General features: G+C 39.2%; 16 protein-coding genes. 6 read left to right on the top strand and 10 right to left on the bottom strand.

The genetic code is table 11. The annotated features are described in order from the left end of the window. The first annotated feature begins 16 nt into the window (after nucleotides 1–16). Nucleotides 17–334 (top strand): thioredoxin, encoded by a 318-nt coding sequence (gene trxA, locus AQ505_RS22640; protein ID WP_062550270.1) that lies wholly within the window; start codon nucleotides 17–19, stop codon nucleotides 332–334. Between the two features lie 67 nt (nucleotides 335–401). Beyond that, nucleotides 402–1,322 (top strand): DUF58 domain-containing protein, encoded by a 921-nt coding sequence (locus AQ505_RS22635; RefSeq protein ID WP_062550269.1) that lies wholly within the window; start codon nucleotides 402–404, stop codon nucleotides 1,320–1,322. On the opposite strand, the gene AQ505_RS22630 is transcribed toward AQ505_RS22635, so the two are convergent. Genes AQ505_RS22630 through AQ505_RS22605 form a run of 6 tightly spaced genes read right to left on the bottom strand, consistent with a single transcriptional unit; the run spans nucleotide 1,319 to nucleotide 6,079 of the window. Beyond that, on the bottom strand, nucleotides 1,319–2,515 hold the full coding sequence (locus tag AQ505_RS22630) for an aspartate aminotransferase family protein (protein ID WP_062550268.1): 1,197 nt from the start codon (nucleotides 2,513–2,515) through the stop codon (nucleotides 1,319–1,321). The genes AQ505_RS22635 and AQ505_RS22630 overlap by 4 nt on opposite strands. A 15-nt stretch (nucleotides 2,516–2,530) precedes the next feature. After that, nucleotides 2,531–2,983 (bottom strand): hypothetical protein, encoded by a 453-nt coding sequence (locus AQ505_RS22625; protein ID WP_062550267.1) that lies wholly within the window; start codon nucleotides 2,981–2,983, stop codon nucleotides 2,531–2,533. A 37-nt stretch (nucleotides 2,984–3,020) separates the two neighbouring features. Then, complete coding sequence (locus tag AQ505_RS22620) at nucleotides 3,021–3,623, bottom strand: hypothetical protein (protein ID WP_157262531.1); 603 nt, start codon at nucleotides 3,621–3,623, stop codon at nucleotides 3,021–3,023. Between the two features lie 34 nt (nucleotides 3,624–3,657). Next, entirely contained in the window at nucleotides 3,658–4,218 is a 561-nt protein-coding gene (locus AQ505_RS22615; protein ID WP_062550265.1) for an RNA polymerase sigma factor, read from the bottom strand. A gap of 53 nt (nucleotides 4,219–4,271) precedes the next feature. Continuing rightward, a complete protein-coding gene (locus tag AQ505_RS22610; protein ID WP_062550264.1) occupies nucleotides 4,272–5,231 on the bottom strand; it encodes a transketolase family protein in 960 nt (319 codons plus the stop codon). A gap of 2 nt (nucleotides 5,232–5,233) precedes the next feature. Beyond that, on the bottom strand, nucleotides 5,234–6,079 hold the full coding sequence (locus tag AQ505_RS22605; RefSeq protein WP_062550263.1) for a transketolase: 846 nt from the start codon (nucleotides 6,077–6,079) through the stop codon (nucleotides 5,234–5,236). 252 nt (nucleotides 6,080–6,331) lie between these two features. On the opposite strand from AQ505_RS22605, the gene AQ505_RS27270 reads away from it, so the two are divergent. The 3 genes from AQ505_RS27270 to AQ505_RS22595 all read left to right on the top strand — a co-directional run bounded on the left by AQ505_RS27270 (nucleotide 6,332) and on the right by AQ505_RS22595 (nucleotide 9,381). Next, nucleotides 6,332–6,577: a hypothetical protein gene (locus AQ505_RS27270; RefSeq protein WP_335337974.1), complete on the top strand. Its 246-nt coding sequence runs from the start codon at nucleotides 6,332–6,334 to the stop codon at nucleotides 6,575–6,577. Continuing rightward, the gene (gene gluP, locus AQ505_RS22600) at nucleotides 6,550–7,614 is read left to right on the top strand and encodes a glucose/galactose MFS transporter (protein WP_335337973.1); all 1,065 of its coding nucleotides are present in this window, start codon (nucleotides 6,550–6,552) and stop codon (nucleotides 7,612–7,614) included. Before AQ505_RS27270 ends, gluP begins: the two co-directional genes overlap by 28 nt. A 252-nt stretch (nucleotides 7,615–7,866) precedes the next feature. Continuing rightward, nucleotides 7,867–9,381, top strand: a complete 1,515-nt coding sequence (locus AQ505_RS22595) for a response regulator (protein ID WP_082461682.1) — start codon at nucleotides 7,867–7,869, stop codon at nucleotides 9,379–9,381. Nucleotides 9,382–9,396: 15 nt separating this feature from the next. On the opposite strand, the gene bcp is transcribed toward AQ505_RS22595, so the two are convergent. The 4 genes from bcp to AQ505_RS22575 all read right to left on the bottom strand — a co-directional run bounded on the left by bcp (nucleotide 9,397) and on the right by AQ505_RS22575 (nucleotide 12,809). Further along, nucleotides 9,397–9,861 carry a thioredoxin-dependent thiol peroxidase gene (bcp, locus tag AQ505_RS22590; RefSeq protein ID WP_062551167.1) on the bottom strand — a complete coding sequence of 155 codons (465 nt, stop codon included), beginning with the start codon at nucleotides 9,859–9,861 and terminating at the stop codon, nucleotides 9,397–9,399. Nucleotides 9,862–9,865: 4 nt separating this feature from the next. After that, on the bottom strand, nucleotides 9,866–11,587 hold the full coding sequence (locus tag AQ505_RS22585; RefSeq protein WP_062550261.1) for a M23 family metallopeptidase: 1,722 nt from the start codon (nucleotides 11,585–11,587) through the stop codon (nucleotides 9,866–9,868). Between the two features lie 5 nt (nucleotides 11,588–11,592). After that, the gene (locus AQ505_RS22580; RefSeq protein ID WP_062550260.1) at nucleotides 11,593–12,204 is read right to left on the bottom strand and encodes a fumarylacetoacetate hydrolase family protein; all 612 of its coding nucleotides are present in this window, start codon (nucleotides 12,202–12,204) and stop codon (nucleotides 11,593–11,595) included. Nucleotides 12,205–12,293: 89 nt separating this feature from the next. Then, nucleotides 12,294–12,809 (bottom strand): T9SS type A sorting domain-containing protein, encoded by a 516-nt coding sequence (locus tag AQ505_RS22575; protein ID WP_231634963.1) that lies wholly within the window; start codon nucleotides 12,807–12,809, stop codon nucleotides 12,294–12,296. Between the two features lie 196 nt (nucleotides 12,810–13,005). Between AQ505_RS22575 and AQ505_RS22570 the strand changes: the two genes are divergently transcribed. Next, nucleotides 13,006–14,958 carry a KUP/HAK/KT family potassium transporter gene (locus AQ505_RS22570; RefSeq protein WP_062550259.1) on the top strand — a complete coding sequence of 651 codons (1,953 nt, stop codon included), beginning with the start codon at nucleotides 13,006–13,008 and terminating at the stop codon, nucleotides 14,956–14,958. Nucleotides 14,959–15,114: the final 156 nt, after the last annotated feature.

Here is a 15,114-nt window from a genome sequence, read left to right as displayed (position 1 = left end):
TTAAAAAATAAGAATTATGGCTTTGGAAATTACAGATGCAAACTTCGAGGAAGTTGTATTAAAATCAGATAAACCCGTTTTGGTTGATTTTTGGGCAGAGTGGTGTGGTCCATGTCGCATGGTAGGACCAGTAGTAGACGAGATCTCAAAAGAATACGAAGGAAAAGCGATCGTAGGTAAAGTAAATGTGGACAACAACCCTCAAATCTCTACTCAGTTCGGTATCCGCAACATTCCAGCGTTATTGTTCTTCAAAAATGGTGAAGTTGTAGATAAACAAGTTGGTGCTGTTCCAAAATCAGTATTGGCACAAAAATTAGATGCACAGTTGTAATCAACTCAACATATACTAGTTAAAAAAGCGTTCATAGATTTATGAACGCTTTTTTTATATTTACCCTATGCAGTATCCAATCGATGAGCAAGGCATCTCTTTTCATGGCAATCTTGAATTATTAGCCAAACAAGTTGTTGAAGGCTTTATCACCGGCCTTCACAAAAGCCCTTTTCACGGTTTTTCTGTGGAATTTGCGGAACACCGACTGTATAATGTAGGAGATAGTGTAAAAAATATCGACTGGAAGCTTTTCGCTAAAACAGATAAACTCTTCATTAAACGCTTCGAAGAAGAAACCAATCTCCGTTGTCAGTTTATAGTGGATGTTTCATCCTCCATGCATTTCCCTTCCAGAGAATATAATAAACTTAACTTTTCTGTACAGGCGACTGCTGCCTTGATCTATTTGTTGAAAAGACAAAGGGATGCTTTCGGACTCAGCTTGTTTTCCGATCATTTATTACTGAATACCCTTGCTAAATCAACCACTGTCCATCAGAAATACCTATTCAGTCAGCTCGAGCAAGTTTTAAATAAATCGGAAATGAACCTGCAAACCAATGTGGCACAAGCCTTACATCAGCTTGCAGAACTAATTCATAAGCGTTCATTGGTTGTGATTTTTAGTGATATGCTGAACAGTGACCAAGGTGAAGAGCAGCTGGAAACGTTGTTTTCGGCGCTTCAACACTTAAAATTCAACAAACATGAAGTAGTGATCTTTAATGTGACAGATAAATCCAGAGAAGTAGATTTCGAATTTGAAAACCGGCCTTACGAGTTTATAGATATGGAAACGGGTGCGACCATTAAGGCGCATGCTGCAAATTTGAAAATGGAATACCTCAGCAGGATGAGTAAATATAGACAGGCCATCCAGCTGAAATGCAGCCAATATAAAATCGATATGATCGATGCCGATATTGCAGCTGGATTTCAACCTATATTGGAGGCCTATCTGATCAAAAGACAAAAAATGAGTTAAACGGAAGGAACTATTTCTGCTACATTTTTTAGAATCACCTCGCAGGCGTATTCAATTTCTTCCTTTGTGATGATCAATGGTGGAGCTACGCGCATAGAATTACTGCAATGCAGGAACCAATCGCTGATCACACCATCCGCAATACAGGCATCAATGATTTTTTTATTAATCTCAAAGTTTTCAAACTCGATAGCCATCATTAAGCCTTTTCCACGTACCTCTTTGATGGCAGGGTGAACCAATAATTTTTTAAATAATTCTCCTTTTTCTTCTACACCATTTACAATGTTTTCTTTTTGGATGGTTTGCAAAGTGGCTAAACCTGCTGCACAGCTTACTGGGTGACCGCCAAAGGTAGTCAGGTGTCCTAAAATAGGATTTGTTGCCAAGGCCCTCATAATCTCCGTAGAACTGATAAATGCACCGATAGGCATACCGCCACCGATACCTTTAGCCAATAAAAGAATGTCAGGAGCAATTCCGTAATGTTCAAAGCCAAACATCTTTCCAGTGCGTCCAAAACCGCATTGAATTTCGTCAAGTACTAATAAGGTGCCTGTGGCCGTACATTTTGCTCTTAGTGCTTCAAAATAGGCTTTATCGGCAGTTCTAAGGCCAGCTTCACCTTGTACGGTCTCCATAAATACAGCTGCGGTACGTTCTGTAATCAGATCCAGGTCTGCGATCACATTAAAATTGATAAAACGGATATCGGGAAGTAATGGTCTGTAGGCTTGTTTGAATTCTTCGTTGCCCATTAAGCTTAAGGCCCCTTGAGTACTGCCATGATAAGAATTATGGCAGGAAATTATTTCCGAGCGACCGGTATATCGTTTAGCCAGTTTCATGGCACCTTCTACGGCTTCTGCACCGGAATTAACGAAATAAGTACAGTTTAAGTGACCTGGAAGTACATCTGCTAGAGCTTTAGCAAAGTTTACCTGCGGACTCTGAACGAATTCGCCATAAACCATAATGTGCATGTAGTTTTCCACTTGTTCCTTTACCGCATTTACTACGGCAGGGTGACAATGGCCAACATTACTCACACCAATACCGGCAATTAAATCCAGGTGTTTTTTGCCTGCAGTATCATAAAGATACATACCGCTGGCTTTAGTAAATTCTAAAAGAAGTGGCTCTAGTGTAGTTTGGGCGTTATGTTGAAGGAATAATTGACGTTGTGTAAGCATACACAAAAATACAAATTAATTCCGCTCAGGCCTTCCATTTTTGTATCTCGATAGGAGTTCTCTTTTAAAAGTCTCCTGAGCACGGTAATATTTTCCAACAGTTTTGATCGGCAGGCTTGATTTAAATTTGCCAAAATACTTTTTATCAATTAATAAGTCTTTTTGTTTAAAGTCCAGCTCGTTCACAATCAAGTTCTGTACTTCTGTATCTGACAAATCGTCGATTTCTGTACTCTTTTTAAAGCTGATCATATTTTGAGACTTTTCTTTACGCAAGGCAGATTGTTCTCTTTTGTAGTCATTGTAAATCGGCCAAAAAATCTTCGCTTCTTCCTCAGAAAGGTCTAATTTCTGTGTTAAATAGCTAATTCTTAAGGATTCGATTTCAGGAGATCTACCTCCGGACTTCTGTGCGGAAGCAAAGAAAGGCAGCATAAAAAGCATGGAGGCAACAATTATATTTTTCATTAGGGTATTATTTTATTAGTGATGAAGAGATCAAAAATTATAAATTCGAAGCAATTTCATTCTGGCTGTAGTTGCTGAGAATATAGTTTTCTAAATCAGCATCTGCTACCGAAGGCTGTTCCTGCGTTAGGCGATTAGATTGAATATGTTCTATAATGGTACTTTCGTCAATATCAAAAAGCATCTGTTCTGTTGTGGCCTCAGCAGAAAGTGGAAGTACTGCTGCAGGATTTGCATTCTGATAAAAATAGACACTTAAGGCACTCACCAATACAAAACAGGCAGCTGATGCGTATTTTAATGACTTAGAATGCCATAAGCGAATGGTTTTTGCGACCTTTTCTTCTGTTGTTTTTGCAGCAATCTTTGCCTGCAGTTGTTGGAAATAATCGGGGGGTACGGTATAGCCAACCACATCTGCCTGAATCTTTGTAGAAAGCGACTCGAAGTAACCTTCCGGCATACTGAAGCCTGATTCTGGTGTGCTGGTTTTCAAATCATCCAAAAATATAGCTTCATGAATGTCTGCTGGCAGTCCTTCAAAATACCCTTCTGGAATAGAAAAAGGATGTTTCAGGTCTAAGCCGGCCAGGTGAGGGGCTTCGTTCATCCATTCGCTATTTTCTAAATCATTTTCCATTGCATAAGTATTGATACATTTCAGAGCAAAAGGTTTAAAAGGTAATGTCCTCATTTAGCATAAAAGTTTCCACTTTTTTTACTGCAATATGAAAAGAGGCTTTTAAGGCACCTACACTAGTTCCTGTGATCTCCGCAATCTCTTCATATTTGAGGTCATCAAAATACTTCATGTTAAAAATGAGACGTTGTTTTTCTGGTAAAGTCAACAATGCCTGCTGTAATTTCATCTGTATTTTATCCCCATTGAAATAAGAAGAAGCGACCAGGCTTTCCGCCAATTCTTCAGAAACATCATCTAATGGCGTATTGTTGCGTTGTTTCTTTTTATTCAGAAAAGTAATAGATTCATTGGTGGCTATGCGATAGATCCAGGTATACAACTTGGAATCGCTGCGGAACTTCTCCAGATTTTTCCAGACTTTCACGAAAACTTCCTGAACCAGGTCATCCGTATCATCATGGTCGATCACCAACCGGCGGATATGCCAGTAGATCTTTTGCTGGTACTTTTGAAGAAGCAGGTTAAAGGCTTCATTGCGAGTCTCTTTACTGGAGAATTTCTCTAAAATTTCTGAATCTTCAACCTGCTTCATTTATAGTATTTAATCTGTTAATATGGACAGATATATTAAACGCCAGTTAAGGCTTATTTATTGGCTCTTTTCATTACTTTTTGAACAGCTTCAACAATATTGATCGTATCCAAACCGTACTTAGTCATCAATTGATCAGGAGTACCGCTTTCTCCGAAGCTATCATTTACGGCTACAAATTCCTGAGGTGAAGGAAGTTCTGTAGACAATAATCTGGCTACACTCTCTCCAAGACCACCAAATTTATTGTGTTCTTCGCAAGTCACTACGCAACCTGTTTTCTTCACAGATTTTAAGATTGCAGCTTCATCCAATGGCTTAATTGTGTGAATATTGATAATTTCTGCATCAATACCCAATTCTGCCAATTGCTCACCAGCTTCAATTGCTTTCCAGACCATGTGTCCGGTAGCAACGATCGTTACATCAGTACCTTCGTTTACCATCCATGCTTTTCCAATCTCAAATTTCTGATCAGGATCAGTAAATACAGGAATTACTGGTCTGCCGAAACGTAAATAAACAGGACCTTCATATTCAGCAATTGCAATAGTCGCCGCTTTAGTCTGGTTATAATCACAAGTATTGATCACAGTCATGCCTGGAAGCATTTTCATCAAACCGATATCTTCTAAAATCTGGTGAGTTGCTCCATCTTCACCTAGTGTTAAACCAGCGTGCGAAGCACAGATTTTTACATTTTTATTCGAATAAGCAACAGACTGTCTGATCTGGTCATAAACCCTTCCTGTAGAGAAGTTGGCGAAAGTTCCTGTGAAAGGAATTTTACCACCAATGGTTAAACCAGCAGCAATACCGATCATATTTGCTTCGGCAATACCAATCTGGAAAAAGCGCTCAGGGAATTCTTTAATAAAGGCATCCATTTTCAAAGAACCTACTAAATCCGCACAAAGTGCAACTACTTCCGGGTTTTTCTGTCCTGCTTCAAGTAATCCTGCTCCAAAACCAGAACGGGTATCTTTCTTTTCAGTATATGTGTACTTTTTCATGCTTAATAGTCTTTTAGGGTAGAAGGTAATTGTGCCAATGCTGCGGCTAATTGCTCGTCATTTGGAGCAATACCATGCCATTTGTGTGATCCCATCATGAAATCTACACCATTACCCATGATAGTACTCATTAAGTTTAAAATAGGTTTGCCTTTACCAGTTAAAGATTTAGCATAGTGTAAAGCTTTCACAATATCAGCCATATCGTTACCATTAGAGGTGATTACATGCCATCCGAAAGCTTCGAATTTAGCCTGTAAACTCTCTAAAGAAAGTACTTTTTCAGTAGGACCATCAATCTGCTGTCCATTATAATCAATAGAAGCAATCAAATTGTCAACCTTATTGAATGGTGCATACATGATGGCTTCCCAATTTTGGCCTTCCTGTAATTCTCCATCTCCTAATAACACATAAACTGTGGAATGGTCTTTGTTTAATTTCTTCGCTTGTGCAGCCCCAATCGCTACAGACATGCCCTGACCTAAAGATCCGGAAGCAATTCTGATACCTGGAAGGTGCTCATGTGTAGTTGGATGTCCCTGTAATCTTGAATTTAATTTTCTGAATGTAGCCAGCTCACTAACTTCAAAATAGCCTGATCTAGCCAGCGCACTATAGAAAACCGGTGAAATATGTCCGTTAGAAAGGAAAAATATATCTTCTCCTATTCCATCCATTTTAAAATCAGTAGTGTGGTTCATCACATCAAAATACAATGCAGTCATAAAGTCTGCACATCCTAATGATCCTCCGGGGTGGCCTGATTGGCAACCGTGCACCATTCTAACAATATCTCTTCTTACTTGAGAAGCGATATCTTCTAATTCATTGATTGTATGTTTCATTAATTGGGGTTGTTGATTAATATGACAAATGTAATTAAAAATACTTTGGACGTAACATGTTAAGCTAAAGTTCAGTAGAAAGGCATAAAATACAACTATTGACTGCTTTTTATTTTATTTTTCTATCGATTTATCAATATAAGCTTGTTATTCCAGAGAATTCTATATTTTTAGGAACTTTTATGTTCGATTTTGATAAAAATACTAACCAAACTTCAAAAAATTGATATTTAAAACCACACAAACTAAATCATGACAAACCAAACACAAAAATCAGTCATTTCGCCCATTGTAACCATTGGGGCTTTATTCTTCATTTTTGGCTTTGTAACCTGGGCCAATAGTACCTTAATTCCCTTTCTGAAAATAGCTTGCGGACTTAAAACAGATTTTGAAGCCTTCTTGGTCACCTTCGCATCCTATATCGCTTACTTCTTTCTATCCCTTCCTTCTTCGTGGATCTTAAAAAATTGGGATTTAAAAACGGAATTATTATAGGCTTACTGATTTTGGCGTTCGGATCTTTAATTTTTATCCCTGCGGCAGACAGCAGGAGTTTTGGTTTGTTCTTAACAGGTATCTTCATCCAGGGAGCAGCCCTTTCACTATTGCAAACCGCTTCTAATCCTTACATCAGCATCATTGGCCCAATAGAAAGTGCAGCAAAACGCATGAGTATCATGGGACTATGCAATAAATTTGCCGGTGTGATTGTGCCAATTGTAATGGGTACTATTTTCCTGAAAAATGCAAGTGCAATTGAAAGTAAAATCGCTGACATTGCCACTACAGCTGCAGAACGTGAACTATTATTACAAGAAGTTTTAGGACGTGTTCATACACCTTATATTGTATTGGCGATTGTGTTCACACTTTTTGCCATATTTATTAAATATTCAAACCTGCCGGAAGTTGACGTAGATAAAGAAGATGAAGTAATTGATGGAGAAGTTAAAGTTACAAAAACTTCCATCTTCCAATTCCCGCACCTTTTCCTTGGTGCATTCTGTATTTTCGTTTATGTAGCGGCAGAAGTAATGGCGGGCGATATCATCGGCGTATATGGAAAATCATTAGGCATTAGTGCCGATATTACCAAATACTTTACCACCCTTACTTTAGCGAGTATGCTGGTTGGTTATGTGGTTGGTATTATTGTGATCCCTAAATACATTACCCAGCAGTTTGCCTTAAAAATCTGTGCGATTTTAGGGGTGATTTTTGTAGGTGCAGCATATTTAACGCATGGTTATACTTCCGTGATTTTCGTAGGTTTATTAGGACTGGCGAATTCATTAATGTGGCCAGCAATCTTCCCTCTAGGCATCAAAGGACTTGGTAAATTCACTAAAACAGGATCAGCGATTATGGTGATGGGTATTGCAGGTGGTGCGGTTTGGCCATTGATTTACGGTTACCTGAAAGACTATTTACACATGGACTTCCAATTGGCATTCTTTGTAAGTGTGCTGCCTTGTTACTTATACATCTGGTATTTTGCTGTAGCCGGACATAAAGTTCGTACTAAAGGATAATATAAATAGGCCGTAAACAACCTTAGCTATAGAAAGGGAGAAGCCAAAGTTTCTCCCTTTTTTTATGCAGCAGGATTTCTGAAAAACAAAGCTTTACATGAGAAAGTCCGGATACCCAAATAAGTTTTGAAATCTGTGCTTATCTCCTTAATACTGAACAAAATGAACGCCGGATCTGAAGTTTTAATCTCACATAAAACTGTATTTTTGTCCTTATTGTTTGCCTGGGGGGCTTAACTTTAATGTGTGTGTATGGCAATTTCTACCTTTAGAAGGGGGGAGGATAGTGTTCGTGGTTTAAGAACAATATATCTTTTAGTGTCCTTTATCGTGCTTTGTATGGTACTCAGTTACTGGATAGTTCTCTCTGCGAACAACCAGCAAGTCCGTATCTGGTTTTCGATCGCCTCTGGCATTGCAGTCCTAATCGCCTGTTATGGCCTGATCCAGCAGTTTAAAAGCGTACTCAAAAGCAAACTGCAAATGCCAGCAACAGGGCAGCTTCATCAGGCATTAGCTCAAAAAGACAAGGAATTAAATGGAATGGGCCTGGAACTGATTAAAGAACAGGAAATCAGGGAAGCTTCTGAAAAAGCAAAACAAATATTTCTGGTCAATATTAGCCACGAAATCCGTACTCCTATGAATGGAATTATGGGCTTCGCACAGTTATTAGAGGAATCTCTAGTGGACGAAGATCACCATCAATCTCTTCAGATGATCATCAAATCGGCCGATCAGCTTATGGCCATCCTCAATGACATCCTTGACTTTTCCAGATTGGAATCCGGAGACATCAATTTTCAAAACCTTCCATTCACATTAAAAGACACCGTACATTCTATCTATAGAATGATGGAACATAGTGCAAAATGTAAAAACCTGAACTTTAGCTACGAGATTCCTGATACCTTGCCGGAAGTCCTGAGCGGTGATGCCCTTCGTCTGGGACAAATCCTATTAAACCTCACTTCAAATGCCATCAAATTCACGGAAAAAGGTGAAGTGAAAATCTCTTTAAGAGCAGTATATGAGGAAGAAGATACCATCTCTATTGGATTCCAGCTGCACGATACTGGAATAGGGATCCCAATGAATAAACAGCAGAAAGTGTTTGATTTCTTTGAACAGGTAACCAATGATACCTCCAGAAGATATGCAGGAACAGGACTTGGACTGAGTATTGTAAAACGCTTGGTGGAGTTACAGGGTGGGGCTGTGGCGATGGATAGCGTAGTTGGCCGTGGCTCAGATTTCTACTTTACCATGAATTTCGAGAAAGTATCGGAAGAACTCAAAACACAAACCATAAATAACCGAAGATCCAGACTTCATCAGCCCATCCTTCAGAATGGGAAAGGTATTAAAGTATTGATTGTGGAGGACAATCCGATCAATCAGTTACTGGTTACTAAAGTACTCGAAAATCAGGGCTATGAAATTACCCTGGCTGGCAATGGCCGCATCGCATTGGAAGCTTATGAAAAGCAATCATTTGATATTATCCTGATGGATTTGCAGATGCCGGAACTGGACGGTTATGAAACTACGCGAATCATTAGAAAGATGGCCGGTGATAAAGGCGAGATCCCTATAGTGGCCATGACAGCCCATACCATCAAAGGTGAGCTGGAAAAATGTGTTAGTATCGGAATGAATGATTACATTTCCAAGCCTTTTTATGCTGCAGAATTGTATCAAAAGATAGAAATCATCATAGAAAAAGCCAGATCCAGGGTCGTTTCCGATCAGAAATCCCAAATCTGACTTTTCTAGCCTGAGTTATGCGTTTAATAATTCCAATACCTGAGCTGTTGCATTCTTTGTATCCACTTTCGCTATGATGTGTGTAATGACGCCATTTTCATCAATCAGGAAAGTTTTTCTATTGGTGCCCATATACTTTTTACCATACATATTCTTCTCGCCCCAAACCCCATAAGCCTCCACGATCTTTTTGTCAGGATCAGCAATTAAGGTAAAAGGAAGTTCGTATTTGCTGGCAAATTTCTGGTGAGATTGCTCAGAATCGATACTTACTCCCAATACCACAATACCCTTCGCTATTAAGCCCTGGTAATTGTCTCTGAAATCACATGCCTCCGCAGTGCAACCCGGAGTATTGTCTTTTGGATAGAAGTAAAGTACCACTTTTTTTCCTTTGAACTGGTTCAGGGAAATCGGATTTCCATCCTGATCTGTTGCGGTAAAATCAGGCGCTGCCTGACCTGCTGTTAATTCAGTCATCATACTATTTATAAAATGTAATTGAATAATTTCTATTGTTGCCTTTCATGTCGCTCACAATCACTTCCAGGGTATGTTTCCCCGGCGCAATACTGCCATCAAAAGTATGCCATAAACTGGCAGTTTTAGCGTCAAATTCCATCAAAATCCATTTGCCGTCTACATAGCCATTAAAGCTTTTCAAGCCGGAAAGGTTATCTCTTAATTTGAATGACATCTTACTAATTCCTGCCATATTCTTACCATCGCTGATATTTAAAGGCGTCAGGCTAGGAGGAATGGTATCTATTGCAATGTGGAAACGGCCAAAGTTCCTTGGTGTGGCTTTCACATAACCATTGTCGAAACTGCCGCCTTGAGCACCCCCACCAGAATTAACGATCAATGCTTTTTCTTTATACTTCGACAAACTGCTGTCGGCTTTAATCCAAAGCTCAAAACCCAGGTGAAGTGGTGTCAAGCTGTTATGAATCTGATGTGCTGCAGAAAAAGCATTTCCTGCAGGCCTAGGAAAAGCTTTATACTGGAAGTTCAGGTCATTATACAAAGTACCTTTAGGAAAGATCACTTTTACTTCTGAATTGTTAAATTCGTTTATATTGCCATAAGCGTAAGGAATACCAGCAGCTTGTTCTGGTGTTTTAATTACCGCTTTCGGATCCGATTGCACCTTGAACTGCAGCACGCTTTTATTTCCTTTCCCATCAGTGATGATGTATTTTAACTGATGCAATTTGCCATCATTAAACTCTATTCTGCCATTATTCACAAGATTGCTATATATACCTAATGGATTACCAGGATCTACAAAACTCTTTTGAATACTTTTCTTCGTATTTATAAATGTAGGATAGTCAATGTGGGAATTGATTGCTTTGCTGTTTTCAAATTTGAAACGTTCCATCGCAGAAGTGAAAACAATTTTACCATCCAGCTCCAATTCAATAGAATATACGCCATTGGTACCCGAAGCACCATTGTGTTTGTCGGTACTGATCACTCCAAATCCAACCTCTCCGTCTAAATGAATCGTGTTCACCTGATTCAAGGCGTAATTTCCGGAACCACCCACTACCTGAAAATACTGCTTTGGTGTCAGTTCATTAAAAGGTAAATGGTTTAAGCGGTAAACGTACATCGCATAAATTACCGGAGGAATATTGTCAGGGATTTCGAAGCCAAATAATTGTGGGTTAATGATCGCTTCTGTCTTGGTATCTCTAATTTCAAAGTGTAAATGAGGACCACCAGAGCTTCCGGTATTACCTGTATAAGCAATAATATCCCCCTTGCGGACAGGCAACAGTAGGTTTGAAGGGAAGGTATCTAGCTCATAAGATTTTTTTTGATACTGTAAGCTTTTCACCTGTTGCGCAATTTTAGAATTAAAACGCGATAAATGGCCATAAACCGATGTATATCCATTAGGGTGGGTCAGGTAAATTGCTAGTCCGAAACCACTGTTCTGAACCCTTAGACGCGAAACGTAGCCATCGGCGATGGCATATACCGGATAACCCTCCCGCTGATTGGTGCGAAAATCCATTCCTGAATGAAAATGATTAGGGCGGAGCTCTCCAAAAGAACCAGCCAGTGCCGGAGGAACAATATCCAGTGGTGACCTGAAATCTACCAATGGATATTTCTGGGTACTAAAAACTTGTTGGGCATTTGCTGCAAAACTAAAAAACAGCAGGCTCAGCAATAACAATTTCGCTTTTATCATGAAAATTATTTTATATCAAAATTTAACAACTGATGGCCATCCATCCAAGCTTCTAATTTATCACCCTCATGTACTTGTCCAACGCCTTCTGGTGTGCCTGTAAAAATCAGGTCTCCTTTTTTTAAGGTGAAATATTGAGATATAAAAGAGATCAGGTATTCAAAAGAGAAGATCATGTCTTTTGTGTTTCCTTTCTGACGCGGTTCTCCATTGATCTGAAGTTCAAATGGAAGCTGGTGCAAATCGCTCAGCTGTCCTTTTGGCACAAAAGCGCTCACTGCTGCACTATGGTCAAATGCTTTCGCTAGTTCCCATGGTAAACCTTTTTCTTTATGACGGGTCTGAATGTCCCTTGCGGTAAAGTCAATTCCCAGCCCAACTTCTTCAAAATAATTACCTGCAAATTTTTCAGCGATATGTTTTCCTTCTCTGCAGATTTTCAAAACTACTTCCAGCTCATAATGTATGTCGGAAGAAAATTCAGGAATGTAAAAAGGCTTGTTTTCTCTTAAGGCAGCTGTATCCGGCTTTAGAAATATAACCGGTGTTCCTGGGATAGGGTTGTTTAATTCTTTGGCATGCGCAGCATAGTTGCGGCCAATGGCAATGATCTTCATCTTCAGATTTGGGATTAATAATTATGGAACTAACAAGATTCGGTCCTGAAAGTTTCTTCCTCCCCAAAAATACTAAAGAATAGGGGGAATTATAAAACGGAAATACGTTTTACTATGGTTTCAGACCCAGAAATGATCTTCAGGAAATAGATTCCACTGTTTAAGCGGTTGGGAATGGTGTAGCTTTTTGTCTGCTCACCTGGATTAATGCGTTCATTTGCAAGGGTCACCACCTCGTTTCCTAACAAATCCATGATTTTAACTGAAAAGTTGGACTCCCTGTCCAATTTCAAAATCAGGTTGATCTGATCAGTTACCGGATTTGGATATACTTTTAACACCGTCAGGATTTTATCGGCTTTAATGGTTGTATTTCCCTTTGCACTCGACAATACCTCATTATAGGGAATATAACCGAAAGCTGATTTAGGTTTATACGTAGGGACATTGGCTTTGATTTGCGGAGTCTTGTAGATTTTCTTTGCCCTTACATTTGAGATGGTACTGTCCTGTCGCTGTGCTAAAACATTTAGGCCACAGAAAACACTCAGGCATAAAATGCAAGAAATCTTCAAGAGCAGCTTAATTTGTAGTTTTATATTCATGCTTGGATAGTTCCAAAAATATAAATAAAAAAACAAAATAATCAATGATTTTGTTCGCTAATTTAATATTTAACAATATTTAACAACTTATGGCGTTCTGTCTTGTTTATATTTTCAACCATAATTAGTCTGCTAAAATTTTAGGGGATTGTAAATTTGTTTATTTACTGTAATTTTACCGCATAATTAGAACAAGGTGTCGAATCAGAAAAATTTAAATGCGCTCAGTGCCGGAGGGTTACTCATAAGTTTAGGTATTGTATATGGAGACATTGGAACCTCACCACTCTATACCCTAAAAGCAATTTTCACAGCAGTTAAAGGAGCAGGGCAAGCGGTGACCCCGGAGTTGGTACTTGGTGCGATTTCCTGTATCATCTGGACGCTGACTCTGCAAACGACGATTAAATACGTTGTCATCACCCTTAAAGCCGATAACAAAGGAGAAGGAGGGATATTTTCACTCTATTCCCTGGTCAGGAAGAATGCCAAATGGCTGGTCATACCTGCCGTTATTGGTGGATGTGCCATGCTTGCAGACGGAATTATCACCCCCAGTATTACGGTAACAACCGCGATTGAGGGCTTACAGCTGAAATTCCCGGATGTACCGGTTATCCCAATCGTTATTGCCATCATTACTGGGCTCTTTATCATTCAGCAATTTGGAACCAACCTGGTTGGAAAGCTGTTTGGGCCAGTCATGTTCTTGTGGTTTAGTGCGTTAGGGATCTTAGGATTGTTATTTGTTGTACAGGATTTTACGATCCTAAAGGCTTTGAATCCTTATTATGCTGTGGTATTGTTGATCCATAATCCTGCCGCCTTACTTATTTTAGGTGGTGTATTCCTGTGTACTACCGGAGCAGAAGCGCTGTATTCGGATATGGGACATTGTGGAAAAAATAACATTAGGGTGAGTTGGGTATTCGTGAAAATCATGCTGATTTTAAACTACCTCGGACAAGGAGTGTGGGTATTACACAGACCTCATTACGAAGTAGAATTAAACCCTTTCTTTGAAATTGTACCTCCTGCATATCTGTTATTTATGGTAGCGCTGGCTACTTTAGCAGCGGTGATTGCCAGTCAGGCGATGATTACTGGTTCCTTTACCTTGATCTCTGAGGCCGTAAGATTAAACCTTTGGCCGAAAGTCAGGATCAATTATCCAAGTAATCAAAAGGGTCAAATCTATGTGCCTTCTATCAACTGGTTACTATGGCTGGGTTGTGTGGCTATCGTGCTGATCTTTAAGAAATCAGGTGCAATGGAGGGGGCCTATGGCCTTGCGATCAATTTAACTTTCTTATCTACAACGATCCTTGTAGCGGCCTATATGAAACGTAAAAAGGTACCAGTCTACGTGATTGTGATTTTCTTAGTGATTTATGGCGTATTAGAATCGACCTTCCTGGTAGGTAACCTTGCCAAGTTCTTCCACGGTGGCTGGATGACCGTATTGATCGGTTCTGCCCTGTTTACTGTGATGTGGAGCTGGTATGTAGCTAGAAAAATCAAAAATAGATTTGTTAAATATGTAGAGATTGAAGATTACTTCCAGATCATTTCTGAGCTGAGTGTTGATGAGTCTGTACCTAAATATTCTTCGCAGTTGGTGTATTTAACCAGTGCCAACTTTAAAACAGAAATCGAATCGAAAATCATTTATTCGATCATTCAAAAAGAACCAAAACGTGCCGATATTTATTGGTTGGTGCACGTAGATGTGGTGGATGAACCCTATACAAGAGAATATAAGGTAGAGTTCCTGATCCCAGGAAAACTGATCCGTATCGATTTTAAATTGGGTTTCAGAGTAGAGCAGAGTGTAAACCTGCTGTATAGAAAAGTAATCGAAGACCTGGTGAAAAATGGTGAAGTAGACATTACCAGTCAGTACACCTCTTTAAATAAACATAAAATTGCAGGAGATTTCAGGTTTGTACTGTTAGAAAAACACTTATCGAAATTCTCTAAACTGAGCTTCTATGAGCGCAGTGTAATGGATTATTACTTCATCCTGAAACGCTTCAGTCTTTCTGAGGAAAGAAGTTTCGGGCTGGATTCCAGTTATGTAGATGTAGAGAAGGTTCCTTTGATCTTTGTCACACCAGACGATATTGAATTGACAAGATTACCCGTGTAAAACATTCATGTTCTTGTTTGAAGGCTGTTCATATTCATTTTTGAACAGCCTTTTTCACTTAAAAGCTTTCTCAAATTTCATTAAAATGGTTCATTGGAATTATCTTAAGAAAAAGAAAGCATTTCCATACTCGATGAATTGGAGCTAAATGCGGAC

Origin of the sequence: Pedobacter sp. PACM 27299 (assembly GCF_001412655.1) — a bacterium.
Lineage (GTDB): Bacteria > Bacteroidota > Bacteroidia > Sphingobacteriales > Sphingobacteriaceae > Pedobacter.
This window is presented reverse-complemented; position numbering and strand designations above follow the sequence as displayed.